Below are 23,667 nucleotides of genomic sequence, written 5' to 3'. Positions count from 1 at the left end.
TCGCAGCGGGTTGCTTCCCGGAATCCGGCATCGTTCAGCGCCCGGAATCCGACTCTCAGTCAATCGTGTCGTCGACGGTCACGACCGCGACGCCACCGGTAGCTGCGGATCCCGGCTCTTGTGCACCCGAGGTCGCAAGCGAGTCGCGACGGGCAGAGCGCCGAGGGGAATAGACCCAGAACTTGTAGAGCACGAAACGCACCAATGTTCCCAGCGCAAGGCCGACTACGTTGCTTGCGACGTTGTCGGCGAGGAGCGTGTGAAATCCGAGCACGTAGCGGGAGACGGCGATGCAGAGCAAGGGGACGCACATCCCGACGAGGCTCGCGAGCAGGAACTCGAGTCCTTCGCGTGCCGTGTTGCCTTGCCGCTCAGCGGCGAATGCCCAGTACCTATTGCCCAGCCAATTGACCAGGATGGCCGCGAGAGTGGCGACGATGGTGGCAAGGATCGGCCCGTGCGGCATCCGCTCCGGGTTGAAGACCGTGAGCCACAGCCCATTGAAGACCGCCACGTTGACCGCGACGCCGACGCCCCCGACGGCGCCGAACTTGATCAACTGTGCCACCTGAGGGAGCCAGCGGCGGCCACGATCGACGCGGTTGTTCCCCGTGTCTGCTGTCATCGCATTCGCTCCCATCACGGGCTGTGTGTACTTGCGCGTCCGGCACGAGGTTATTCGAGGTTGTGGTGAGTCGTCTCAGCGTTCAGGCAGAACGGCTGAGCGGGCACGCAGGCGTCACCGAACCGATCGATAGCCTCGCATCCTCACCCCCGTTCAACCGAGGCTGGCTGCGTCCTTCGATGCTGATTCGTCGGATTCGAAGATGGACATGGCGGCAGCCTCTGCCTCGCGCTCACGACGCGCGGTCAGCCCATCCTTGCGGTGGTGGCCGTACACCCAGTAGCGGTACATGAGAAAGCGGAACAGTGTGGCCAACACCAGGCCGATGACGTTCGCCGAGATGTTGTCTGCTGCAAGGGACGTGAATCCGAGCACGTAGTGGGAGATCCACAGACAGAGCAGGCTGATGCCGAGGCCAGCGACAGCGATCACCGTGAACTCTAGGAGCTCCAGCATGAAGTTCTTCCGGCGGTGCTCTCGGAACGTCCAGTATCGGTTCCCGAACCAGGTGACGAGGGTGGAAACGGCGACGGAAACGATCTTCGCGCCCAGCGGGCTCTGGAAGAAATGGTCGGTTCCAGTGGCACCGAGACGCAAGGCGTTGAAGATCGCGACATCTACGACGTAGCCGATGATTCCGACGACTCCGAACTTCAGTGCGTAGCGCACGAGTCGGTCGTAGACGTACTTGATGATTCGCACTCGGATGCCGTTCTGTCGGGTTGCCTCGACGATTCTACGTTCGAGCGGGAAGGTTCCTTACCACAGACGCGCCCCCGAGCATTGCTCGCGCGCCGGATAGGCTTTCCGAGTGGTCAAGACAGTCGGTGTGATCGGTGGCGGACAGCTGGCGCGGATGATGATCCCCGCAGCGCTCGAGCTGGGCGTGGGCATCAATGTGCTGGCGGAAGCGCCAGGGACGTCGGCCAAGATCGCTGAATCCGCGGTCGGCGATTATCGGGAGCTCGAGCCGGTACTCGCTTTCGCTCGTACCGTCGACGTTGTCACTTTCGACCACGAGCATGTTCCTCAGCACGTGCTGCGGGCGCTCGTCGACGAGGGCATCCCTGTTCATCCGGGTCCGGATGCGCTGCAGTACGCGCAGGACAAGCTGGTGATGCGGGCCAAGCTGTCCGAGCTCGGCCTCCCTGTGCCGGACTGGGCCGCTGTCGAGACGCCCACCGAGCTGGCCGCCTTCCTGGACGAGCACGGCGGCCGCGCGGTCGTCAAAACCGCCCGCGGTGGATACGACGGCAAGGGCGTGCGCGTCGTGAACGCCGCCACCGATGTAGACGACTGGTTCACCGCCCTCGCCGAGGACGGGAACGGGGGAGCGCTGCTTGTCGAGGAGCTCGTCGACTTCCGCCGTGAGTTGGCGCAGCAGGTGGCGCGCCGTCCGTCTGGAGAGATCGTCGCCTGGCCGGTCGTGGAGACGGTGCAGCGCGACGGGATCTGCGCGGAAGTCGTTGCGCCCGCGCCAGCATCCGCCGGACATGTCGCTGAGCTCAGCGAGGATATCGCCGTGCGGATCGCGGAAGGTCTCCGCGTGACGGGAATGCTCGCGGTCGAGCTATTCGAGACGACTGACGACCGGGTGCTCGTGAACGAGCTCGCTATGCGTCCGCACAACAGCGGGCACTGGACGATCGACGGATCCACGACGAGCCAGTTCGAGCAGCACCTGCGCGCGGTGCTCGACCTTCCGCTGGGTGCAACAGGCACGTTGCGTCCCTGGTCGATGATGATCAACGTGCTGGGTGGGCCGGAGGGTGCGACCATGCCTGACCGGTATGCGGGCGCTATGCGCGAGCATCCGACTGCGAAGTTCCACAGCTATGAAAAGGAGTCGCGTCCCGGGCGCAAGGTCGGCCACGTCACGGTCTCAGGCGACGACCTCGACGAGGTGGCGTACCAGGCGCGTGGCGCAGCGGCCTTCTTCCAGCAGTGACATCTAGCCTGGATTGCATGCCCAGCGTGAACTCCACTGAGCCGCCGGCCACCTCGCCGTCCGCCGTATCCCCGCTCGTGTCCATCGTGATGGGGTCGGATTCCGACTGGGCGACCATGAAGGCCGCGGCCGATGAGCTCGCCGAGTTCGGCGTACCGTACGAGGTTGAGGTGGTCTCAGCCCACCGCACGCCGGAGAAGATGATCGCCTTCGGCAAGGATGCCGCCTCCCGCGGCATCAAGGTCATCATCGCCGGAGCGGGGGGAGCGGCAGCGCTCCCGGGAATGTTGGCATCTGTCACGACGCTGCCCGTCGTGGGCGTGCCTGTCCCCTTATCGCGCCTCGACGGCATGGATTCGCTGCTGTCGATCGTGCAGATGCCGGCCGGCATCCCGGTCGCCACCGTCGCCATCGGCGGAGCCAAGAACGCGGGGATCCTCGCCGCCCGCATCCTCGCCACGAGCGATGAAGCGCTCACCAGCCGGCTTGCGGACTACGCCGCCGGACTCGTCGAACTCGTCGAACAGAAGAACGCTGACCTCATCGCATCGCTATGAGTATCGTCAAGCCGACCCGGTATCCCATCCGGTACCCGAACCAGGGCTCCAGCGACGTGATGACGCGGCGCGGCTGGTGGCTGGTCGCGTTCAACGTGATCATGCCGGGCAGCGCGCAGGTGCTCGCCGGCAACCGCAAGATCGGTCGGTTCGGGCTGGTCACCACGTTCGTGCTGTGGGCGGCTGCGATCGCCGCGTTCGTCGTCTACCTGCTCGACCCGAGCATCCTGTATGCGATCTTCACGCAGACGCTTGCGCTCTGGGTGCTGCAGATTCTTCTCTTCGGATACGCCGTGCTGTGGGTCTGGCTCACGCTCGACACGTTGCGTCTGGTGCGACTGGTGAAGGCGCGGCCGTCGGCTCGCGCCGCTATCGCGGCGTTCTCCATCGTGCTGTTGGTCGGCGTGTCTGGGACGGCCGCGTACGGCGCCGTGGTCGCCGGAAGCGCTCGCGGAGCGCTGTCCGGAATCTTCTCGGCGGGGCCGTCGCAGCCGCCGGTGGACGGACGATACAACATCATGCTGCTCGGCGGAGACTCCGGACCCGACCGCGACGGGATGCGACCGGACAGCATGTCCGTGCTGAGCATCGACGCCTCGACAGGTCAAGCGGTCTCGATCGGCGTGCCCCGTGACCTCGATCCCGTGCCGTTCAGCGACGGCTCACCTATGCAGAAGCTCTACCCGGACGGCTATGGCTACGACGACGACTGCGACGTCGACGTCTGCCAGCTGAACTCGATCTACACCGAGGTCGAGCTCTACAAGTCCAAGCTGTATCCCGACGCCAGCAAGGAGAACAGTGAACCGGGCATCGAGGCCATGCGCGACGCGCTCGAAGGAGTCACCGGCCTGAAGATCCAGTACTACGTGCTCATCGACATGGAGGGCTTCGCGCAGCTCGTGGATGCCCTCGGCGGAGTGACCATCGACGTCAAGGAGAAGCTGCCCATCGGCGGTGATGAGAACCTCGTCGGCGTCACCGGATGGATCGAGCCAGGCGTACAGCACATGAACGGCTACACGGCGCAGTGGTATGCACGCTCGCGCGAATCCACCAGCGACTACGACCGCATGGCAAGGCAGCGCGAGCTGGAGAACGCGATCCTCAAGCAGGTGACGCCCGTCAATGTCGTCACGAAGTTCCAGGACATCGCCAAGGCCGGTCAGCAGGTGATGAAGACTGACATACCGCAGTCGATGCTCGGCTACTTCGTCGACCTCGGGATGAAGACCCGAAAGCTGCCGGTGCAGAACCTCGAGCTCGTGCCGCCGACAGTGGATCCTACGGATCCGAACTTCGACCAGATCCACTCGATGGTGCAGAAGGCGGTGGCGCCGCCGAAGCCGTAGCCGTTGATGGTGCGGACAACGTGCTTCACGGAACGTCTTTGCATGGGATCGAGGCGACGAATTTGGTCACGAACAATACCAAGCTCGGTTGAACGAGATCATTCAACGACGTCGCAAGAAACTTGAAGCCGGTCGAACACGAGACTTCTTGGCGAACCGGCCAAGTAAGGCTTCGCTGATGGATCCTCCGCGCACAGAGTCCGAGCCGCGGTCAATTCGCTCGACCATGTCGGCAAATAGGCAAGGTACTTCGCTCTCGGGTCGAACGCTCGGTAGTTGATGAAGACTGTCGTCATGATCAGGCCGACGAGAGCGAGCGCAGCGATCAACGGGAGAACGCGTCGAGTTGCCAGTAACTTGTCGACGGCGACGATGATGACGATCGTGACCATGGCAATCGGGAAGAAGAAGTAGCGGCTGCCGACCCCGACGTCGATCATTTGCGCGGGTGCAACATACGCGTAGCCAGTGAGAATCGTGGCCGCCGCAAAATAGGCGGCACCGACCCCGAATGCGGCGATTGCCAGAAGGGACCAGCGGCGAAGCAAGAACGCGATCGTAAAGGTTGCTCCGAGGCACAGTACGCCCGCGATGGTGTTGATCTCTGCCGCTTCCAGCGCTCGGGTCCACGCGGGACCTATCCAACCGTTCAACATCACGTTGGATACGTAGGTATTGATTGCGGGCCACAATCCGGGCGGGCTTGGGAGTTGTCGAGTTCCATGGATCATTACGGCCATTTGGAAGCAGCCGCCCAGCACGCCGGCAATCGCGATCGCTTGGTCGGACCGACGACGAAGAATAATGGCTCGCGCCAACGCCAATGGGACGAAGAGGCCCAGTGCGAAAACGCTTGATCCGACTGCTGCGACGAGCACGATGGACCCAACGGCTGCCCCCAGCCAGCCGCTTCGTCGAGTGAAGATGACGATGAATCCGCCGATGAGCAGGTACCACTGGAAATTGGCTGAACTCAATGCGACTTCCAGTCCAGCGGAAGGTGCCGCAACGACAAGCAACAGAAGGAGCAGTCTGCTCACGGACCCACGCAAGTGCGCACCAGCGAGGTAGAAGACGGAAATGCCGAGCAAACCCGTCGCCACCGCCATCACCACGGAGGTGACAGCAGGAGCAGAGCCAATGGGGAAGAGTGTCACAAGCCATGCGACGAGCCGCGGTACCAAATGGCCGTAGCCAGCGTATGGCGTGAAGAGTGTCTCTGAGAGGGGATGCTGGAGTGCTTGTCCGAGAAAGACATTGCCGTCTTCGGACCACATTCTCGCTCGTGAAGTTGCCGGGTAGCGAAGGTATGCAACGACCGATCCAATCGCCAGCAGGACGCTGTAGTAGACGAAACGCCGCCACGACAGCGTGCTGTCCCGAATGACTGACGACGTGAACTGGTCGACTAGACCTACCAGTGCGGAGGGCCGTCGAGAGTCTGCGTTGTCCCTTGCGTCCGGATCTGCTGTCTGGGTCGTCACCCGCAGATCTCCACCTTTTCGGTGGTCTCGACCACACGGAGAGTTCCATCGACCGCAGATGACAGATGTGTCCATCCGGAGTTGAGGTCTAGCGCACGATTCGCCCCAGTCGACTTGCCCTCGACAGCATCAATCGTGAGAACCACGTCGGACTTGGCGTATATCAGTGCATCTGCGGGGATGGGCGTGGGGTTGAGGCCCGGCGGAAGAGTTCGGCACTCTTCGTCAGATTCAGGCGCGGAACTCGGGCTGACCGTGACAAGCGTTCGAGTCTCTACGGAAAGCAGCGTGGTTTCGGTGTAGCCCGTGTTGTGCAGCCAACCCTTCTCGGACATCACCTTGAGGTCTCGCATGGTCACATCAGGTGCGCGGGTAGGCGACGGCTGGGAGTCTGGGTCGTATGGGTCGCCCGCGTCGATAATGGCGATGCCGGCAGAGAGCTCGGTGCGTGTCTGATCGGTGAGAATCTGCCGCTCACGTAGCGCCGGGAAGATGAGTGTGGCGTTGAAGAGTGCCACGACGACCACGATGGCGACGAACCCTCCAATCGGAGCATGCATACGCTCGTGGAGAATCGTGAATGCCAGCAACGCGAGAGGCAGGAACAGGCTCATCGCCATGAAGACATAGCGGCCGGATGTTGCGGCCTCGACGCCCAGTGTCAATCGAGAATATGCAGTAAGAGAAGCGAAGAGAACCGCGGCCACTGTGCAGGCGTACGCCATCGTCCACTCTTTTGGTGCACGTGGCAGTCGAATGACTGCCCAGCCGATAACCACGCAGAAGATCACGGCACCAACCGCAGCCACGCCGACAAGGATCCCGGTGCCACCGGCCAGCATGCTCAGGACATATTCGGGGCCGCTGGAAATCAGTTCACCCAAAGACGCAGGTCTAATGCCGGTGCCCGACCTGGCCATGAGCAAGTACCAGGACGCATATACAACGAGAGGCAGGACGAAGAGCGCGATGGTTTGACGCCACCCGCGATAGACCAGCGCGACGATCCCGGCGCCCGCAAGAATCGGCAAAGAGGTACCGGAACTCGCGAGGGCAACCAACGAGCAGGCGATCACGCCGATCCCGGTCCAGGGTCCGAAGCGAGGACGGGTGAGAAGCAGCATTGCCAGCAGCGCGAAGACCATCGCGCCCATGAATCCGACCTGGAATGCCCAGAGGATATTTTCGTCTCCGGCACCCATGAAACAGATGACGGCGCTTCCTGCCGTGGCGATCCACGGTGCCACCCCGACTCGCAACATCACACGCCAGGTGACGGTTGCCACTCCCAGTTGCGCTGCAATGACTGGAATCGCAAATGGAAGGAAGTGGTCCAGACCGAAGACGTTCCTGATTCCAAGGAACAGGAGCATCGGGAGCGTGCTCCAGTGGCCGACATGTGGTTCGAGAAGGCCGGCGTGGGAGGGGATGACGAACGACCAGTCATCGAAATAGAGCCATTGACGGCGTGATTCGAACAGAAGGAAGAGCGCAGCAACAACGAGCACCAGATAGTGCACGCCACGGTAGCCGAACGACCACCTCAGGAAAGCCCGCCCTCGCGATGCGGGGGCGGGCTTCGAAGCCTCGGCTTCGATGACACTCATAGAGAGCCTCCGAGAACGCCGCGCATGAGCGCGGTCTGACGGTCTATTAGATCGTGCCTTCGGCGACGGCGTTCTTGATCCACGGGATGACCTCGTCGAGCATGTCGCTCAGCGTGGTCGTCGCCTCGAAGCCAAGAACGTCCTTCGCCTTGGTCACGTCGGGGACACGCTTCTGCACGTCGTGCTCGAAGCCGGGGTCGCTGACATAGCGGAGAGGAACGTCATCGCCCTTGATCTTGCGCCAGATCACGTCGGCGAGTTCGATCACCGTGTGGCCCTCGGCCGTGGAGATGTTGAAGTCGTTGTTGTACGCGGCCTCGTGGTCGAGACTCAGGACGATTCCGCGGGCGAGATCGCCTCCATACGTGTAGTGGCGCACCTGATCCCCGCTACCGAGGATGTGGAGCGGGTCCTGACCCTTGAGCACCTTCTGCACGAGGTCGGGAACCACGTGGCTCATCGCCAGCTTGACGTTGCCCGAGTTGATCTCGACGTCGCCAAGTGCACGGGACTCACCGATTCCAACGCAGTTGAACGGGCGCAGGATCGTGTAAGGCAGCTCGTACTGGTCCCATGCGGCGCGCGCGAAGTACTCGACAGCGAGCTTCTGGAAGCCGTAGGAGGAGAGGGGCGGCGGAACGAGTCGCTCGTCGCCCTCCTTGCTGGGCCAGCGATCCGTGGACTCGAAGACCATCGAGGAGGACATATAGGTCACCTTCTTAAGGCGGCCGGTCGCCTTGCGGGCGGCGATTGCGGCGTCCACGGACGAGGCGATGATGCGCTCGTTCTGGGCGATGAGGTCGTACGCGTACGTGTGGAAGTACGAGATGCCGCCGATGAGGGCTGCGCCGGCGATGAAGTGGTCTACATCGCCGAGCAGCTCAGTCATGAGGGCGGTGTCCTGCACGTCACCGACGACCAGCTTGTAGTTGGGGTTGTCGTCGTACGACTTCTTCACCTCGCCGTACTTGGAGTAGTTGTCGACTCCGACGACTTCGTATCCCTTGGAGAGGAGCTCCTCGACGATGTAACCGCCGATGAATCCGCTCGAGCCGGTGACCAGCACTTTCGCCATTACTTGTTGTCCTTTGTTTCGACGTTCCTGGATTTGGCCTTCAACTCGTCGAGTGTGAGCTGGGGGCCGTAGGCGAAGCGGTACCAACGGAGGTACTTCGGTATCCACTTGCCGAGTTGAAAATTCGACTCGCCGACGGTGCGGTCGAGCCAGATGGTGGGGATCTCCGCGACCGGACGGCGAAGACGCTTCGCCTTCGCCGTCAGCTCGAGGCCGATTTCGAATCCGTCACGGCTATCGATGCCGACGTCTCGAACGAATTCGCTGTTGTACGCCTTGAAGGAGTTCGTCGCGTCGCGGGTACCGATTCCGCACCAGAAATGCAGCGACTTGCCAGCGGTGCGCGAGAGGAGGGACTTCAGACGAGGCCCCCCCACTTGCTGTCCGCCTGCCATGTAGCGGGACGCCGCGGCAACGACCACTCCACGCTCGACGAGCCTGACGAGATCGTCGATCTGACGCGGGTCGTCGCATCCGTCCGCCATGGTCACGACGGTCGTCTGCGCCGCAGCGTGGTCGATGCCGTATCGGATGGCGTTCGCGGGTCCGCGGCCGTAGTCGTTGACCACGATCGAGACGCGAGGATGCTCCTCGTGGAAGCGGTTGACGTGCTCAACAGTGGTGTCTGCCGGCGTGTCGACAACCACCAACAGTTCGTAGTCCAGAGAGACGGCTTCGACGATTCGCTCGAGGCCGGAAAGGATCGCATCTCCCTCGTTGTACGCGGGGATGACGATCGAGACCCGCGGTGTGGCAGTCTCCGTCACACCCGGACTCCGTCGCCAAGAAGATTCCAGATGTCGGCGACGGGCTTCTCTGTGCGGAGTCCGCGGTACTCCGGGTGCGGCGTTGCGATCACCAGGATGTCGGCCTTCTGCAGCACAGCATCGAGGGGCAGCAGTGTGTCGTCGGTGTCTTCGGTCACGTACGGGTCGGTGGCGATGACAGCCTTCGCCTTGAATTTGAGCACCCGGCGCAGCTTGTAGGACAGGCTGGACCGGATGTCGTCGGATCCGGCCTTGAACGCCATACCGAGAATGCCGACGGTGAGGTTGGGAAGGTCGTAGGCCTTCTCGAGCTGAGTCACGACGTACAGCGGAAGGCCCTCATTGACGAGCATCGCCGAGTGACCGAGCGCGAACTTGTTGTCGCTGAAGGCCGCGAGCTGCATCGTGTCCTTGAAGAGGCACGGTCCAGCGGCGAAGCCGGCGCCAGGCATATCCTTGGCCCGGGGATAGTTGTGGGTCAATCCCTGGCGGATGCGTTCGAAGTCGAGTCCGCGGTCGTTGGCCATCATGTAGAACTGGTTCGCCGCAGCGAACTTGATGTAGCGCCAGGTGTTCGTGAAGAGCTTCGCCAGCTCGGCCTCTTCCGGTTCGAGATCGACGATCTCGTCCGTGAGAGTCGAGAAGAGCTCCGCGGCACGACGTCGGCCCTCGTCGGAGTGGGACGACACGATCTGCGGGAGGGAGAACAGCTCCTCCATCGCCTTGTGCTCGGCGATCCGCTCCGGGCAGAACGCCACCTCGATGTCGAGTCCGAGGTCGGCGATAGTGCGCTCGACGAGGGCGGTCACGCCGGGGTACACGGTGCTGCGCAGAATCAGAAGCTGGCCGTCGCGGAAGTAGTCGCTCGAACCGAGGAGTGCCTTCGGGATGGCGTTGGGGTCGGGGTTCAGGTGCTCGTCGACCGGAGTGCCGATGACGACCACGACGTTCCGCGCCGAGGCAACGACGCTCGGATCGGTCGAGGCGGTCAGCCTGCCGGCCTCCAGCGCCTTGCGGAGCACGGGCTCTGCGCCCGGTTCGCTGAAGGGAAGAGTTCCCTGAAGGATGGTTTCAACGGTCTTCTGGTTGATGTCGTAAACGACGGTCTTCGAACCACGATCGGCGAGAGCGATCGCCAGGGGAAGACCGACGTGTCCGCCACCACCGATGACAACGACGTCGTTCTCAAATGTGTTCGCCATGGCAGTTCCGATCGATTCTCGTCTTGGGGAGGGGCCAGTCAAGGATAACGGCACGGAGACAGTGCTATGTACACAGGTCTGTCGCCCGATTGGGGCGGTCTTCTAGCCGCGAGCGCCGTCCCCGAACGCGTGCCTCGGCACGAACAGCAGCAGCACCGCGCACAGGACCGCAGTCAGCCCGCACACGATCCAGACCGTGTAGTACCCGCTGAGCGTGCCGGCGGTATCCGTGGCCGAGGCCAACGGGTTCGCCAACGCGATGCCGAAGACCGCCGATGCGATGGCGCCGCCCACCGTCTTGACCGAATTCGTGAGCCCTGTTGCCACACCTGTTTGGTCGAGCGGAGCTGCGGACGCTGCCGCCGCGGGCAGCGCCGCAACCAGCGCTCCGGATCCCAGGCCGGCGATCAGCATGTTGACCACGACCTGCAGATAGTCCCCGTGGAACGGCAGGAAGAGCAGGTATCCGATCGCGACGAGGAGGCTCGCGCCGATCAGGGCGATGCGGGGCGGGATCCAGCGGGTCACGACCGGAAGGAGTAGCGCGCCGGCGACCAGGGAGATGAGGTAGATGCCGATGAGAATCGACGTCATCCCCGACGAGGCTCCGAGGCCGTAGCCGTACTTGTCGACATCCGTTCGCGCGAACGTCGAGAGCGGTACCTGGGCGCCGAGCACGCTGACTCCGAAGAGTCCGGCGGTGACGAAGACCGGCCAGAGCGATGACGAGCGGAACAGCCGCACGTTGACGAGCGGATCGCGATGACGCAGCTCATAGAACGAGAACGGGATGAACAGCGCGACGCCCAGCAGGATGACGACCCACGGCCAGACGGATCCCGGACCGTTCAGACGCAGCAGGCTGAGTCCGCCCGTCAGCCCGAGCAGGGCAAGGGCCACGAGTACCAGGCCGCCGGTGTCGAAGCGTGACGGGATCGCGCGGCGGGCGACGGCATCCGCGGACTCCTTGATTCCGAAGAGCACCACGAAGAAGCACACGACGACGGCGATGGCCGGGATCAGGAGGAGGCCCTGAACGGGCAACGCGCCATCCAGTGCTCCCGATGTCAGGGCGCCGGCGATCGCGCCGACCTCGAGCGCGCCGACGAGGATGCCCGCCGCACGGCGGGTGAGTGCCGACGGGGTCGCGTGGTCCTGGCTGCGCGAAAACACGATGGCGATCTCGAGCGGCAGCCAGACCGTGTAAAAGCCCATCACAGCCCACGCGATCAGGAACAGCCAGAACACGCCGGAGAACGCAACGGTGATCGTCGCCAATGCGGTGATGGCCGTCGAGATGAGCAGCATGCGTCTGTGGCCGACCATGTCGCCGAGCTTGGCGAACGCGGGCACGGCGATCGCCGAGGCCGCCAGTTGGGCCGCCTCCAGCCAGTTGAGCTCAGGGTCGGTGACTCCGAGGAAGCGTGCGATGTCGTGGTACAGCGGCGTGTAGTAGCCCTGGATGATTCCGGAGGTGAACTCGACGAACGCGAGGAAGCCGATGACGGCCGTGATCGAGCGCATGCTGATGCGCGTGGTGGACGTGACCGACGACATGGGGCTCCTTCGCCGCTTCGGGTGACGATGTAGCCTAACTGACTCTCGGTCAGTTAGCCGCAGGCATCCCCTCGATGAGCGCCCGGTAGAACCGCTCGCCACGCTCGAGGGCGTCCACCGTGACGTGCTCGTCGATTCCGTGGATGCTCTCCCGCTGCGCACCGGTCATCTTCAGCGGTGAGAAGCGGTACGTCGCAGGGCTGAAGACGTGGAAGTAGCGACTGTCGGTGGCGCTCATCTGGATGTAGGGGATGCTCGGGATGCCGTCGTAGGCATCCGACACCGCGGCGGAGAGCAGGCGGAACTGCTCGCCGTCGACCGGGGAGATCGGGGACGGATCGTGCTGCTCCGGCGCCGTCACGGTGACGCCCCTGTCGCGGATGACGCGCCGCACGCGGCGGATCGCGGTCGTCGCCGTCTCGCCGGGCGCGATCCGCACGTTGAGCACAGCCGTCGCCTCCTCGGGCAGCACGTTCGCCGCCGTTCCGCCGCCCAGCATGGTGACGGCGACGGTGGTGCGCACGACCGCGGCGGCTTCGCCGCCCATCGCGGCGAGCATCCTCGCGCCGAGCCACGGGACCGCCACGACGATGTGGAACGCCACGCTCATCGCGCCGTGTGTCGCCGGGACGAAGCGGCGGAACATGTCTCTCGTGACCCGCGGCATCCGTGCGGGGAAGGGGTGCGCTCGCAGGCGTGAGGCGGCGCGGGCGATCCGGTCGGTGGCGGTGAGTTTCGGTGGGGCCGAGGCGTGGCCGGGGTCCGAGCGTGCCGTCAGGGTCATCGTGAGGAGACCCTTCTCGGAGACGCCGACCATGGCGGCATCCAGCCGGATGCCCTTCAGCGGCTCGTCCACGACCGCGCCGCCCTCGTCGATGACGATCCATGGGTGAATGCCCCGGCGCTGGAACTCCGCGGCGGCAGTCCGAGCCGCTGCTCCGTGGGATTCCTCGTTGCCGCCGAGCCACACATACAGATCGCGTGCCGGAGTGAAGTCGGCGGCGAGCAGGTTTTCGACCGCGTCCAGCAGCACGCAGACGGCACCCTTGTCATCCAGCGTGCCGCGGCCCCAGACCACGCCATCCTCGATGACACCGCCGAACGGAGGCCGGCTCCACGCGCTCTCGTCGCCGACCGGGACGACGTCGTAGTGGGCCATGAGCAGGGCCGGAGATCCGGTCGAGCGGCCCGGCCAGCGGAACAGCAGGCCGAATTCCGTGATCTTCTCGAGCTCCAGGCGCGCGTGGACGAGCGGATAGAGCTTGCCCAGCAGCTGCTCGAAGTCGTGGAACGGACCAGAGCCTGCCGTCTCCACGTGCGCCGAGACGGTGGGGATGCGGGCCATCCGCGACATCCGCTCGGCGATGCCGTCTCGTACCTCGACGTCCATCGCACCAGCGTATCCAGCCACGAACCCATGCCAGCGCCGTCACGAAGATCACACCGTGGTAGGGGGTCGCGGATACCTGCGAGTGACGCGTGAGACAAGGGCGACGGACAGGCTGGAGAAGCACGGTCATCCGACTGTGCACGAAGCAGGGGTCGAACGAGGGGGACCATCATCGATACCGTCAACGCCTTCATCGCGAGCGTGGTGTCCACGCCGTGGGTGCCGTTCGTGATCGCGCTGTTCGTGCTCGTGGACGCTTTCCTGCCGCCCGTGCCGAGCGAGTCGCTCGTCATCGCATCGGCGGCGGCGGCCGTCTCGCTCGGTCAGCCGAACCTCGTGCTTGTCGTGGCTTGCGCCGCAGCGGGTGCGATCATCGGCGACAACCTCACCTTCACGATCGGTCGATCGGTCGGTCTGGAGCGCTTCGCCTGGATGCGCAGCCCCCGCATGCGCGCCGCCCTGGAGTCCGCAGGCCGCGGCATCGCACGGCGACCGGCCGTGTTCCTGATGAGCGCGCGGTACGTCCCCGTCGGCCGAGTCGCCGTGAACCTCGTGGCGGGCGCCTCCGGATTCCGGCGCCGCACGTTCTTCCTGCTGTCCATCGTGGCCGGGGTGACGTGGGCGACGTACTCGGTCGCGATCGGACTGCTCGCCGGCCATCTGCTCCACGGCAACGCCTTGCTCGGTATGCTCGTCGGAATCGTCGGGGGGATCGTGTCGGGCGTGGTGGTCGACCTGGTCATGCGGCTCGCGGCCCGCCGCGCGGCGACCCGAGGCTCCACGAAGCCGGACCTGCAGGATCCCGAGCGCCGCGAGTCAGAGTGCATCGGGGTGGAATGACGAAAGCGGAGAGGCGACGCGAGCCGGAGGGCGACCCGGCTCAGCCCGATCGAACACGCACCGATCACGCGCGTCCCGATCGGAACCGGCCCGACTTGAAACGTCTGGATCTCGGACGCATCGGCCTGTGGACGATCGTCATTCTCGGCGCCGTCGCCATCCTGGCCGTCGGTTCTGCGCTTCCGGCCGCGGCGTTCGGCGTCCCGGTCGTGTTCGCCCTCATCCTCGCCGCTGGCCTAGCGTGTGCCATGGTCCTCAGCCTGGTGCGGCCTGCGCTCGCGGCGGTTCTCGTCGTGGTCGCCGTGCTCGGCTTCGCGCTGGTCACTTCGCCGTCCGGTCCGTGGCCGATCATGGTCCCGTCGATCATTGCTCTGGCGGTGGTCGTGCTCCTCGTCTCGCGAACGCGGTGGCTCGTGGGCCTGATCGCTTTCCTCGTCACGGGTCTCGGCGGAATGGTCATCGCGATCGCGAGTCCCATGACGACGGATGTCAGGGGAGCCGCCACGGCCGACCTCATCGTCTTCGCATCCATCGCCGTCGGCGCCTGGCTGATCGGTCTCCTCATCGGCAAGTGGTCGGCTGTTCGAGCCCAGCTGCTGAGGGAACGAGCGGTGTCGGCGGCGGAACTCGTTCGTCGGGAGGCCGTGGAGCAGCGCACCGAGCTCGCTCGCGAGCTCCACGACGTCGTGGCGCACGGCATGAGCGCGATCCAGGTGCAGGCATCCTCCGCGCGGTATCGGATTCCCGGGCTGTCCGAGACTGCTGTTGCCGAGTTCGATGAGATCGCCGGTCTGGCCAGATCCTCGATGCGGGAGATGCGGGCACTGCTCGCGGTGCTGCGCAGCGAGGATGCCACGGGCAAAGGCGTCCCGCAGCCCACGGCCGACGACGTGCCCGGCTTGGTCGCCGCTGCCGTGCGTTCCGGCTCGCGCATCGAACTCGACGACCGGCTCACGGATGTCGAGCGCGCCGCGCTCGACCCGGTCGTCTCGCTCACGCTCTACCGAGTCGTGCAGGAATCCCTGAGCAACGTGGCACGTCACGCGACGGGCGCGGACACACTCGTGACGATCGAGCTCGGCGACGTCGGACTCTTCGTTCAGGTCCGCAACGGGCCGGCGGCGGACGGTGGGGGAGACGCCCCCGCTGCGGATGCCGGCGGCAACGGCATCCGCGGCATGCGCGAGCGGGTCACGCTGCTCGGCGGCACGCTGGAGGCGCACCCGACGGATGACAGCGGGTTCGTCGTGCGCGCCGCCATCCCGTTGAATGGTCAGAACGAACCGGGCGATTCGGCTGACACGAAAGGCGTGGAATGACGATCAGCGTGCTCGTCGTGGACGACCAGGCGATGGTGCGCGCCGGATTCGCCGCCATCCTCGACGCCCAGCAGGGCATCAGCGTGCTGGGTCAGGCGTCCGACGGCGTCGAGGCCATCGCGCTGGCGCGCACCCTTCGGCCGGACGTCGTGCTGATGGACGTGCGCATGCCGAACCTGAACGGCATCGACGCCACGCGGGAGCTGGTGAATCCGAGTCGGGGGGAACCGCACGTGCCGCGTGTGCTCGTGCTCACCACGTTCGACGCCGACGACTACGTGTACGACGCGCTCGCCGCGGGCGCCAGCGGGTTCCTGCTCAAGGATGCGGCACCCGACGAGCTCGTTCGCGCCGTGCGGATCATCGCCGACGGGGATGCCCTGCTCGCCCCGAGCGTGACGCGGCGACTCCTCGAGAGATTCACGACGCAGCGCCCGGCCTCGCCGCGACGGGCGGTGCAGCTGAACTCGCTGACGGAGAGGGAGCGGGAGATCCTCGTGCTCATCGGCCGCGGATACTCCAACTCGGAGATCGCGGCCGAGCTGTTCATCGCCGAGCAGACCGTGAAGACCCACGTGAGCCGCATCTTCACGAAGGTGGGCGTGCGGGATCGCGTGCAGGCGGTCATCCTGGCGTACGACACGGGGCTGGTGGAGCCCGCGTCCTGACGCCGGCCACGGTGTCCACTCGTCGTGCGAACCCTGTACGACTCCGCGTCCGACCGTGCAGGCAATTGTGTCCGACCGTGCGGGTGTGACTGCACGCGACCGTGCAGGTGACCGCGTCCGAGTCGGCACGTGACAGCTCGCGACGGTGCACGTTTCCGTCTCCGCTCGCCACCCACTGCCCTGTCGCGCGACCCCTACCTCGGTAGGGGAGCGGAATGGCTCTGTGCGGTGACGCGGCGCGATGCGTCCGCTTCGTACCTTCATGCCGGCGGCCACACAGAGCCGACCGGGAAGAGAGAGCATCGTGTCCGTCGACATCCCACTCGCGGCCCAACCGGCCGATCCGCGAGACCTGCAGCCTCGCGCCAGGAACAATCGGACGTCGGGTGCTGGGCCGGCGACCCAGGCATCCGCTCCCGCTTCTGCGCGCGGCCGGACGCGCGACGGGGCCGTCGACCTTGCGAGAGCGTGGTGCCTCACCGTGGTCGTGGTGATGCATGCGCTCATGGTCGGTGTGACGATGGGCGCGGGCGGACCCGTGCTCGAGAACGCCCTCGAGGGATGGGCCGGCTTCGCCCCGTTCACCTGGTTCGCCCAGATCATGCCGCTGTTCTTCGTGCTCGGCGGCTTCTCCGCCCACATCCAGTTCACGGCGCTGCACGCACGAGGGGTGACGGCGGCCGACTACGTCGCTCTGCGGATGCGCCGCCTGCTGCGCCCGGCTGCAGCAGCCATCGCCGCAATCGTGCTCGTGCTGGCTGTGCTCACACTGCTCGGAACGCCTCCGGACATCGTTGCGGTCGCCGGATTCCGCCTCAGCCAGCCGCTCTGGTTCCTCGGTGTCTACACGCTGACCACCGCGCTCGTGCCGCTGGCTCTCGCCGCGCACCGCCGCGCATCGTGGACGTCGCTCGGCACCCTCGCCGCGCTCGTCACCGCCGTCGACATCGTACGATCGGCGACGGGCACCGACGGGATCGGCTTCCTCAACCTTGCGTTCGTCTGGCTGCTCGTGCAGCAGCTCGGCTTCTGGCTCGCCGAGGAGCGGATGCCGCGCTCCCGCACCGCCCTCGCCGCCCTAGCGTTCGCAGCGTACGGAGGTCTCGCGATCCTGTGTGCGTTCGGTGCGTTCTCCTTCGACTTGCTCTCCGACCTCAACCCGCCGTGCTTAGCACTGGTCCTGCTCGGTGTCGGCCAGCTCGCTCTCTTCCGACTGTTCGCCCCTGTCCTGCGACGGATGCACGCCCTGCGACCCGTGAACGCCGTCGCCGGCTGGGTCAACGCCAGGGCCATGACCGTCTACCTCTGGCACATGCTGGTGCTCGTGCTCCTTGCGGGCGTGCTCGTCCTCGTGGCGAGCGGCGCCGGGATCGTCGGCGGCACGGAGCTGCCCGCTCTGCGCTCAGGCGAGTGGTGGGCGACGCGCCCATTGTGGCTGGCCTGCGTGTTCGCTGCTGTGGCGCTGGTTGTCGCGGCGGCGTCGCGATGGGAGACCGCGCCAGCAGCTCCCGCCGACCGGACGCGTTCGGTCGGGCGGGGTGCGGCATCCGCGGCGGCGCTGCTGGCGATCGCGGGGGTGGTCGTGATCCTGGTCACGGGCTTCACGATCGTCGGCGGTGTGATCGGGGCGGCGTGCGTCGCGGGCGGCCTGCGGCTGGCCTCGGGACGGCCCTTCGCCGGCTCGCGTCTCGCGTCGGCACGGGCCCGCTCCGACTCGCGCCTCGCAACAGGGCAGGCCGCCGTCGGCGTCCTGCCGACTTCGGGCAGTTCGGCAGCTATTCGACGGGTGTGGCCAGTGACGGAATGAGTTCGTCGAGTACCTCGATGGTGTGTTCCCACCCGCGCACGGCGAGGGTGGGAACACCCATCGCGAGCACCGGGTAGTCGTTGCCGTCGGGGTCGAGTCGGTCGCCGATGAAGAGCATCTCGGTGAGGCGGATGCCGGTCAGCTCGGAGAGCCGTCCGATGCCGTACGCCTTGTCGATTCCGCGCCGGGTGATGTCGACGGAGGTGGACCCGCCGGAGCGCACCTCGAGGTCGGGGATCAGCTCCTGCACGGCCGCCCGCAGCGTGTTCTTCTTCTCGCCGGATGGATCCCATGCGGATTTCGCCGACACTGGCGCGGATTGGCCGAGCGCGGAGAACGTGATCTGGGATCCGCGGTCCTCGAGGATCGGGCCCCAGGTCTCCGACTCCCAGTAGCCGAGCCTGCGGGCTTCGGACTCGACGGCATCCAGCGCGCGTTGCTTCTCATCGTCGCTGAGGTCCTGCGCGTAGATCTTCGTCCATGTGCCCTCGACGAAGCGGAAGTACTGGGTGCCGCAGGTGGGCATCAGGTGGAGGCGTTCGAGGGCGGCGGGGGAGGCATCCGCCAGCTTCTCGATCACCTGTGCCGAGAACTGCCCGAACTGTCCGCCGGAGATCACGCACACCGGCACGACGTCGAGCAGGGCGGTGAGGCGGCGTGCCATCGCGGGGTCGAGCGGGGACTTGGATGCCGCGAGCGTGTCGTCGAGGTCGAAGGCGACGAGGCGGGGTTGGAATGCAGTCAAGCGAGATCCTGGGGGTGAGGCACGTGGCGGGTGCGAGATGCCGGTGTGTTTCGGCTGACACGGCAGTCTAGCCAGCCGTCTCTGAATGGGCCGCGAGAGGCTTAGAGTTCGGCGTGCAGCAACCAGACACGCTCCGCGGAATCGCGCCAGCTGAATGCTGCGGAACGATCCATCCCGGCGAACCGCAACCGTTCCTGCACGCCCGGATCGGCAAGCACCGCAGCAATCGCCTGCGCCAGACGCTCGGGATATCCCTTCACGTCCTCTCGCGGCACGGCGATGCCGGCCCCGAACGCGACCTCGCGCACGGCGGGGTCGTCGGAGTGCACAACGGGCGTGCCGAAGCGCATCGCCTCGATGACGGGCAGACCGAATCCGGATGCCAGGTTCGGATACGCGAAGACGCTCGCGCGGCTCAGCACCACGGCGAGATCCTCGTCGCCGAGCGTGCCGAGCACATGCACGCGCCCCTCCGGCAGCCCGCATTCCATGGCGACGGTGCTGATCGTCTCGCCACGGAACTCCTCGGGGCCGACGACGATCAAAGGAATCCCGTTCAGCAGCGGATGGCTCATCGCCTTCAGCAGCTCGCGGAGGCCCTTGCGCGGATCGAGGCTCGAGACGGTGGCGACGTACCGCTCGGGCAGGCGCAGGCGGGCTGCGCGGGCATCCGCATCCGCCGGTACCCGCAGCGAGTCCGAGGGCGCACCGCCGATCACTCGGATGCGGTCACCCAGGTGAGCGACATCCTCCAGCTGATCGGCCACGGCGTGGGTCGGGACGACGATGGCGTCGGCGAACTTGCGTGCGCGCTTGAACATCGCCTTCTGCCAGGCGGTCTGGGAGAGGCCGAGCTTCTCGGATGACGTCCACGCCGAGGCATCATGCACGGTGACGGTCGTCTGGTCCAGGTCGTCCGTGTCATGACGGAACAGCGGCGCGAGAAGGCTCGGAGCATGGATCAGCCCGCCGCCCATCGGCAGCTTGACCCCCATCTGCCATGCCAGCGCCACCTCACGGGAGCCGACGGGCAGCGAATGCACCTCGGCGAGGCCGGGCAGGAGCTCCTGGAGGCGTCGACGGTCCGCCTCATCGTGCGCGGCGATCACGCCCTCGACAACGCATCCGCGCGGCGCGGTCGCGATCAGCTGCTTGGTCAGTTCCAGGCTGTACCGCGACGCTCCATCAGGCACGTCGCTGAGGACATCGTCAACGATCACCCTCAGGGTTGTCATCGAACACCTTTCGATCGAACGCGTCGGCCAGCGCGTCACGCCAGTCTCGCATCACCGGCAGACCGGCCGCTTGCCACGCGTCGTGACCGAGAACCGAATATGCAGGGCGGGGCGCCGGGCGGACGAAGGCATCGCTCGTGGTCGGCTGCACTCGCGCGGGATCGAGCCCGGAACGTTGGAACGCCGCACGGGCGAGGCCGAACCAGGTGGTCTCGCCGCTCGCCGTGCCGTGATAGATACCTGCCGGGGCCTCGGAGTCGATCAGATGCACGAGTTGCGCAGCGAGATCTGCCGTCCAGGTCGGCTGGCCCACCTGATCGTCCACGACGCTCACCGTCTCGTGCGACGCAGCGAGACGGAGCATCGTCTTCACGAAGTTCGGCCCGTAGGAGCCATAGAGCCAGGCGGTGCGAACGATGGACGTGCCTTCGGGATGCGCGGCCAACGCGAGTTCTTCACCGGCGGCCTTCGTGCGTCCGTACGCGTTCAGCGGGTCGCGCGGAGCATCCTCGGCGTACGGGGCGAGAGCGTCGCCCTGGAAGACGTAGTCCGTCGAGATCGTGACGAGTCGAGCGCCGGCATCCCGTGACGCGATGGCGAGGTTCTCGACGCCGAGGGCGTTGACCGCATAGGCGAGGTCCTCGTGCGTCTCCGCGTCGTCGACCTTCGTGTAAGCGGATGCGTTGAAGACGACGTCGTGCCCAGCGACCGCCGCGGTCACCGCCGCGCGGTCAGTGACGTCGAGTTCGGCACGGGAGAGGGCGGTCACCTCACGGTCGCCAAGAGCCGACTGCAGATCGTGACCGAGCATCCCGGATGCGCCCGTGATCAGGTAGCGCATGCCGCTACTGCCCCTGCGTCCTGTAACGGTCCTCGGTGGCCTTCTTCTGCGGTCCCCACCAGTTCTCGTGGTCCTTGTACCACTGGATGGTCGCTGCGAGACCCGCGGCGAAGTCGCCGTAGCGGGGGGTCCAGCCGAGCTCCGTGCGCAGCTTCGTCGAGTCGATCGCGTAGCGCAGGTCGTGGCCGGGCCGGTCGGCGACGAGATCGTAGGCATCCGCCGGCTGCCCCAATTCGGTCAAGATCAGTTCGACGACTTCCTTGTTGTTCTTCTCGCCGTCGGCGCCGATGAGGTAGGTCTCGCCGATGCGGCCCTTCTCGAGGATGGTGAGCACTGCTGACGAATGGTCGTCGGCGTGGATCCAGTCCCGCACGTTCTCGCCCGATCCGTACAGCTTCGGGCGTTCGCCGCCCAGCACATTCGTGATCTGCCGGGGGATGAACTTCTCGACGTGCTGATAGGGACCGTAGTTGTTCGAGCAGTTGGAGATGGTCGCCTTGACCCCGAACGAACGCACCCAGGCGCGCACGAGCAGGTCGCTTCCCGCCTTCGTCGACGAGTAGGGGCTCGAGGGGTTGTACGGCGTCGACTCCGTGAACTTCGCAGGATCGTCCAGCTCGAGGTCGCCGTAGACCTCGTCCGTGGAGATGTGGTGGTAGCGGATGCCATGCTTGCGGGCCGCTTCCAGCAGCGTGAACGTCCCGACGAGGTTCGTGTGCACGAACGGCTCGGGATCCGAGAGCGAGTTGTCGTTGTGACTCTCGGCCGCGTAGTGCACGACGGCGTCATGATCCGCGAACAGGCCGTCGACGAGCTCGGCATCCGCGATATCGCCCTTCACGAAGGTGAAGCGGCCGGCGGGGAGGCCGTCGAGCGAGGCGAGGTTGCCCGCGTAGGTGAGCTTGTCGAGCACCGTCACACGATGATCGGTGTTGTCGATCAGATAGTGGACGAAGTTCGAGCCGATGAAACCGGCACCGCCGGTGACGAGGATCTTCATGCGATGTGCGGAGGCTTTCTGGTCGAGAGACTGCGGCCGAGTCTACCGAAGGCCCATTGGTAGACTCTCCCGGTGCAAATCCGCGAGCTGACCGTGCCCGACGCCTACGAGATCACCCCCGTGCAGCACCCGGACGACCGCGGAGTGTTCCTGGAGTGGTACCGGTTCGACCGGCTGGAAGAGGTCGTCGGCCACTCGCTGAACCTCCGCCAGGGGAACACCTCGGTGTCTCGCAAAGGCTCCGTGCGTGGCATCCACTTCGCGGACATCCCCCCGAGCCAGGCGAAGTACGTCACGTGCACCCGCGGCGCCGTCCTGGACTTCGCGATCGACATCCGCACCGGCTCACCCGCTTTCGGCACCTGGGACACCGTCCTCCTCGACGACGTCGACCGTCGCGCCATCTACGTCCCCGAGGGACTGGGTCACTGCTTCGTGGCGTTGACCGACGACGCGACGGTGAGCTACCTCGTCACGGACGTCTACAACCCGGGACGCGAGCACGGCATCAACCCCCTCGACCCCGAACTCGCCCTGGAGTTCCCGCTCCCGGCGGGGGAGCTGCTGCTCTCGCCCAAGGACACGGGCGCACCCACCCTCGCCGAGGCCCGCGAGCAGGGTCTTCTGCCCGACTACGGCGCTGCGAAGGCGTTCTACGCCTCGCTGAACGGAGCGAACTGACATGCGGGGCATCATCCTGGCCGGCGGATCCGGCACGCGTCTGTGGCCGATCACCAAGGGCATCTCGAAGCAGCTGATGCCGATCTACGACAAGCCGATGATCTACTACCCATTGTCGACGCTGATGATGGCGGGCATCCGCGAGATCCTGATCATCACGACCCCGGAGTACAACGATCAGTTCCAGGCTTTGCTTGGTGACGGATCGGACCTGGGACTGCGTCTCGAATACGCGGTTCAGCCCTCACCGGACGGGCTCGCGCAGGCATTCATCATCGGCGAGGAGTTCATCGGTGACGAATCGGTAGCCCTCGTGCTCGGCGACAACATCTTCCACGGAACAGGGCTCGGAACCGCGCTCCGGCACGTGACGAACGACGCCGGTGCCACGATCTTCGCGTACCACGTGAGCAATCCGCGTGCATATGGCGTGGTGGAGTTCGATGATGACTTCAAGGCCGTATCGATCGAGGAAAAGCCGGAGCAGCCCAAGAGCAACTACGCGGTGCCGGGGCTGTACTTCTACGACAACGACGTCGTCGAGATCGCGAAGACGATCGAGCCGAGCGCGCGCGGCGAGTTGGAGATCTCGACCGTCAACGAACGGTATCTGCAGGCAGGGACGCTCAATGTGCAGGTGCTCGATCGCGGAACGGCGTGGCTCGACACGGGCACGTTCGAGTCAATGATGCAGGCCTCGGAGTACGTCCGCGTGATCGAAGACCGGCAGGGCACCAAGATCGGGTGCATCGAGGAGATCTCGTGGAGAGCGGGGTGGATCGACACGGAACAGCTGCTCGCACTGGCCGCGCCACTTGTCAAGAGCGGGTACGGCGCCTACCTGGAGAACCTCGTCACGGCCGAGTGACGGCCGGGTCACACGCTGTGTGCGAAGCGGGAGACCGCTGACTCGGAAAGGGCTGATGTGGTGATTCCACCACCGCAGCCCTTTCCGTCGGACGACTGG

The 23,667-nt window shown here is 65.5% G+C and carries 22 protein-coding genes; 9 read left to right on the top strand and 13 right to left on the bottom strand.

Going from position 1 to position 23,667, the window contains the following annotated elements; genetic code table 11:
- Positions 1-55: 55 nt before the first annotated feature.
- Positions 56-625 carry a GtrA family protein gene (locus tag ACX9R5_RS15915; protein WP_459410020.1) on the bottom strand — a complete coding sequence of 190 codons (570 nt, stop codon included), beginning with the start codon at positions 623-625 and terminating at the stop codon, positions 56-58.
- A 153-nt stretch (positions 626-778) separates the two neighbouring features.
- Positions 779-1,327 carry a GtrA family protein gene (locus ACX9R5_RS15910; protein ID WP_459410019.1) on the bottom strand — a complete coding sequence of 183 codons (549 nt, stop codon included), beginning with the start codon at positions 1,325-1,327 and terminating at the stop codon, positions 779-781.
- Between the two features lie 109 nt (positions 1,328-1,436).
- Here ACX9R5_RS15910 and ACX9R5_RS15905 point away from each other — a divergent pair, with 109 nt between their 5' ends.
- Genes ACX9R5_RS15905 through ACX9R5_RS15895 form a run of 3 tightly spaced genes read left to right on the top strand, consistent with a single transcriptional unit; the run spans position 1,437 to position 4,482 of the window.
- Positions 1,437-2,573 carry a 5-(carboxyamino)imidazole ribonucleotide synthase gene (locus tag ACX9R5_RS15905; RefSeq protein ID WP_459410018.1) on the top strand — a complete coding sequence of 379 codons (1,137 nt, stop codon included), beginning with the start codon at positions 1,437-1,439 and terminating at the stop codon, positions 2,571-2,573.
- 17 nt (positions 2,574-2,590) lie between these two features.
- A complete protein-coding gene (gene purE / locus ACX9R5_RS15900; RefSeq protein WP_459410017.1) occupies positions 2,591-3,130 on the top strand; it encodes a 5-(carboxyamino)imidazole ribonucleotide mutase in 540 nt (179 codons plus the stop codon).
- On the top strand, positions 3,127-4,482 hold the full coding sequence (locus ACX9R5_RS15895; protein WP_459410016.1) for an LCP family protein: 1,356 nt from the start codon (positions 3,127-3,129) through the stop codon (positions 4,480-4,482). Before purE ends, ACX9R5_RS15895 begins: the two co-directional genes overlap by 4 nt.
- A 98-nt stretch (positions 4,483-4,580) precedes the next feature.
- On the opposite strand, the gene ACX9R5_RS15890 is transcribed toward ACX9R5_RS15895, so the two are convergent.
- The 7 genes from ACX9R5_RS15890 to ACX9R5_RS15860 form a co-directional block, all read right to left on the bottom strand.
- Positions 4,581-5,966 carry a hypothetical protein gene (locus tag ACX9R5_RS15890; RefSeq protein ID WP_459410015.1) on the bottom strand — a complete coding sequence of 462 codons (1,386 nt, stop codon included), beginning with the start codon at positions 5,964-5,966 and terminating at the stop codon, positions 4,581-4,583.
- Complete coding sequence (locus ACX9R5_RS15885) at positions 5,963-7,573, bottom strand: hypothetical protein (RefSeq protein ID WP_459410014.1); 1,611 nt, start codon at positions 7,571-7,573, stop codon at positions 5,963-5,965. The genes ACX9R5_RS15890 and ACX9R5_RS15885 overlap by 4 nt, the downstream gene beginning before the upstream one ends.
- Positions 7,574-7,619: 46 nt before the next feature.
- Positions 7,620-8,648, bottom strand: coding sequence for an NAD-dependent epimerase/dehydratase family protein (locus ACX9R5_RS15880; protein WP_459410013.1), 1,029 nt, complete (start codon positions 8,646-8,648; stop codon positions 7,620-7,622).
- A complete protein-coding gene (locus tag ACX9R5_RS15875; RefSeq protein WP_459410012.1) occupies positions 8,648-9,415 on the bottom strand; it encodes a glycosyltransferase family 2 protein in 768 nt (255 codons plus the stop codon). Before ACX9R5_RS15875 ends, ACX9R5_RS15880 begins: the two co-directional genes overlap by 1 nt.
- On the bottom strand, positions 9,412-10,617 hold the full coding sequence (locus ACX9R5_RS15870; protein ID WP_459410011.1) for a nucleotide sugar dehydrogenase: 1,206 nt from the start codon (positions 10,615-10,617) through the stop codon (positions 9,412-9,414). The genes ACX9R5_RS15875 and ACX9R5_RS15870 overlap by 4 nt, the downstream gene beginning before the upstream one ends.
- 102 nt (positions 10,618-10,719) lie before the next feature.
- A complete protein-coding gene (locus ACX9R5_RS15865; protein ID WP_459410010.1) occupies positions 10,720-12,174 on the bottom strand; it encodes an MFS transporter in 1,455 nt (484 codons plus the stop codon).
- A gap of 49 nt (positions 12,175-12,223) precedes the next feature.
- On the bottom strand, positions 12,224-13,564 hold the full coding sequence (locus ACX9R5_RS15860) for a M20/M25/M40 family metallo-hydrolase (RefSeq protein WP_459410009.1): 1,341 nt from the start codon (positions 13,562-13,564) through the stop codon (positions 12,224-12,226).
- A 201-nt stretch (positions 13,565-13,765) separates the two neighbouring features.
- On the opposite strand from ACX9R5_RS15860, the gene ACX9R5_RS15855 reads away from it, so the two are divergent.
- From ACX9R5_RS15855 to ACX9R5_RS15840, 4 genes are all read left to right on the top strand, one after another.
- On the top strand, positions 13,766-14,404 hold the full coding sequence (locus ACX9R5_RS15855; protein ID WP_459410008.1) for a DedA family protein: 639 nt from the start codon (positions 13,766-13,768) through the stop codon (positions 14,402-14,404).
- A gap of 95 nt (positions 14,405-14,499) precedes the next feature.
- Positions 14,500-15,723 carry a sensor histidine kinase gene (locus ACX9R5_RS15850; protein ID WP_459410007.1) on the top strand — a complete coding sequence of 408 codons (1,224 nt, stop codon included), beginning with the start codon at positions 14,500-14,502 and terminating at the stop codon, positions 15,721-15,723.
- Complete coding sequence (locus ACX9R5_RS15845) at positions 15,720-16,391, top strand: response regulator (RefSeq protein ID WP_459410006.1); 672 nt, start codon at positions 15,720-15,722, stop codon at positions 16,389-16,391. The genes ACX9R5_RS15850 and ACX9R5_RS15845 overlap by 4 nt, the downstream gene beginning before the upstream one ends.
- A 304-nt stretch (positions 16,392-16,695) precedes the next feature.
- Positions 16,696-18,198: an acyltransferase family protein gene (locus ACX9R5_RS15840; RefSeq protein WP_459410005.1), complete on the top strand. Its 1,503-nt coding sequence runs from the start codon at positions 16,696-16,698 to the stop codon at positions 18,196-18,198.
- Here the strand turns inward: ACX9R5_RS15840 and ACX9R5_RS15835 are convergent.
- The 4 genes from ACX9R5_RS15835 to rfbB form a co-directional block, all read right to left on the bottom strand.
- A complete protein-coding gene (locus tag ACX9R5_RS15835; RefSeq protein ID WP_459410004.1) occupies positions 18,167-18,943 on the bottom strand; it encodes an HAD-IIB family hydrolase in 777 nt (258 codons plus the stop codon). The two genes, ACX9R5_RS15840 and ACX9R5_RS15835, sit on opposite strands and share 32 nt — an antisense overlap.
- A 101-nt stretch (positions 18,944-19,044) precedes the next feature.
- The gene (locus ACX9R5_RS15830; protein ID WP_459410003.1) at positions 19,045-20,178 is read right to left on the bottom strand and encodes a glycosyltransferase family 4 protein; all 1,134 of its coding nucleotides are present in this window, start codon (positions 20,176-20,178) and stop codon (positions 19,045-19,047) included.
- The gene (gene rfbD / locus ACX9R5_RS15825; protein ID WP_459410002.1) at positions 20,153-21,019 is read right to left on the bottom strand and encodes a dTDP-4-dehydrorhamnose reductase; all 867 of its coding nucleotides are present in this window, start codon (positions 21,017-21,019) and stop codon (positions 20,153-20,155) included. The genes ACX9R5_RS15830 and rfbD overlap by 26 nt, the downstream gene beginning before the upstream one ends.
- A 4-nt stretch (positions 21,020-21,023) precedes the next feature.
- A complete protein-coding gene (rfbB, locus tag ACX9R5_RS15820) occupies positions 21,024-22,019 on the bottom strand; it encodes a dTDP-glucose 4,6-dehydratase (RefSeq protein WP_459410001.1) in 996 nt (331 codons plus the stop codon).
- A 72-nt stretch (positions 22,020-22,091) separates the two neighbouring features.
- Between rfbB and ACX9R5_RS15815 the strand changes: the two genes are divergently transcribed.
- Together ACX9R5_RS15815 and rfbA are read left to right on the top strand one after the other, a co-directional pair.
- Positions 22,092-22,700, top strand: a complete 609-nt coding sequence (locus ACX9R5_RS15815) for a dTDP-4-dehydrorhamnose 3,5-epimerase family protein (protein ID WP_459410000.1) — start codon at positions 22,092-22,094, stop codon at positions 22,698-22,700.
- A 1-nt stretch (position 22,701) separates the two neighbouring features.
- A complete protein-coding gene (gene rfbA / locus ACX9R5_RS15810) occupies positions 22,702-23,568 on the top strand; it encodes a glucose-1-phosphate thymidylyltransferase RfbA (protein ID WP_459409999.1) in 867 nt (288 codons plus the stop codon).
- Positions 23,569-23,667: the final 99 nt, after the last annotated feature.

Source organism: Rathayibacter sp. CAU 1779, from assembly GCF_054551755.1.
Note: the sequence above shows the minus strand (reverse complement) of the source record. Positions and strands in the feature narration are given on the sequence as shown.

Excerpts from the sequence above, each read along its gene's own strand:
- rfbA (WP_459409999.1), top strand. The coding sequence starts at position 22,702 with ATGCGGGGCATCATCCTGGCCGGCGGATCCGGCACGCGTCTGTGGCCG.
- ACX9R5_RS15870 (WP_459410011.1), bottom strand. The coding sequence starts at position 10,617 with ATGGCGAACACATTTGAGAACGACGTCGTTGTCATCGGTGGTGGCGGA.
- ACX9R5_RS15885 (WP_459410014.1), bottom strand. The coding sequence starts at position 7,573 with ATGAGTGTCATCGAAGCCGAGGCTTCGAAGCCCGCCCCCGCATCGCGA.
- rfbB (WP_459410001.1), bottom strand. The coding sequence starts at position 22,019 with ATGAAGATCCTCGTCACCGGCGGTGCCGGTTTCATCGGCTCGAACTTC.
- ACX9R5_RS15865 (WP_459410010.1), bottom strand. The coding sequence starts at position 12,174 with ATGTCGTCGGTCACGTCCACCACGCGCATCAGCATGCGCTCGATCACG.
- purE (WP_459410017.1), top strand. The coding sequence starts at position 2,591 with ATGCCCAGCGTGAACTCCACTGAGCCGCCGGCCACCTCGCCGTCCGCC.
- ACX9R5_RS15845 (WP_459410006.1), top strand. The coding sequence starts at position 15,720 with ATGACGATCAGCGTGCTCGTCGTGGACGACCAGGCGATGGTGCGCGCC.
- rfbD (WP_459410002.1), bottom strand. The coding sequence starts at position 21,019 with ATGCGCTACCTGATCACGGGCGCATCCGGGATGCTCGGTCACGATCTG.
- ACX9R5_RS15860 (WP_459410009.1), bottom strand. The coding sequence starts at position 13,564 with ATGGACGTCGAGGTACGAGACGGCATCGCCGAGCGGATGTCGCGGATG.
- ACX9R5_RS15895 (WP_459410016.1), top strand. The coding sequence starts at position 3,127 with ATGAGTATCGTCAAGCCGACCCGGTATCCCATCCGGTACCCGAACCAG.
- ACX9R5_RS15830 (WP_459410003.1), bottom strand. The coding sequence starts at position 20,178 with ATGACAACCCTGAGGGTGATCGTTGACGATGTCCTCAGCGACGTGCCT.
- ACX9R5_RS15880 (WP_459410013.1), bottom strand. The coding sequence starts at position 8,648 with ATGGCGAAAGTGCTGGTCACCGGCTCGAGCGGATTCATCGGCGGTTAC.
- ACX9R5_RS15915 (WP_459410020.1), bottom strand. The coding sequence starts at position 625 with ATGACAGCAGACACGGGGAACAACCGCGTCGATCGTGGCCGCCGCTGG.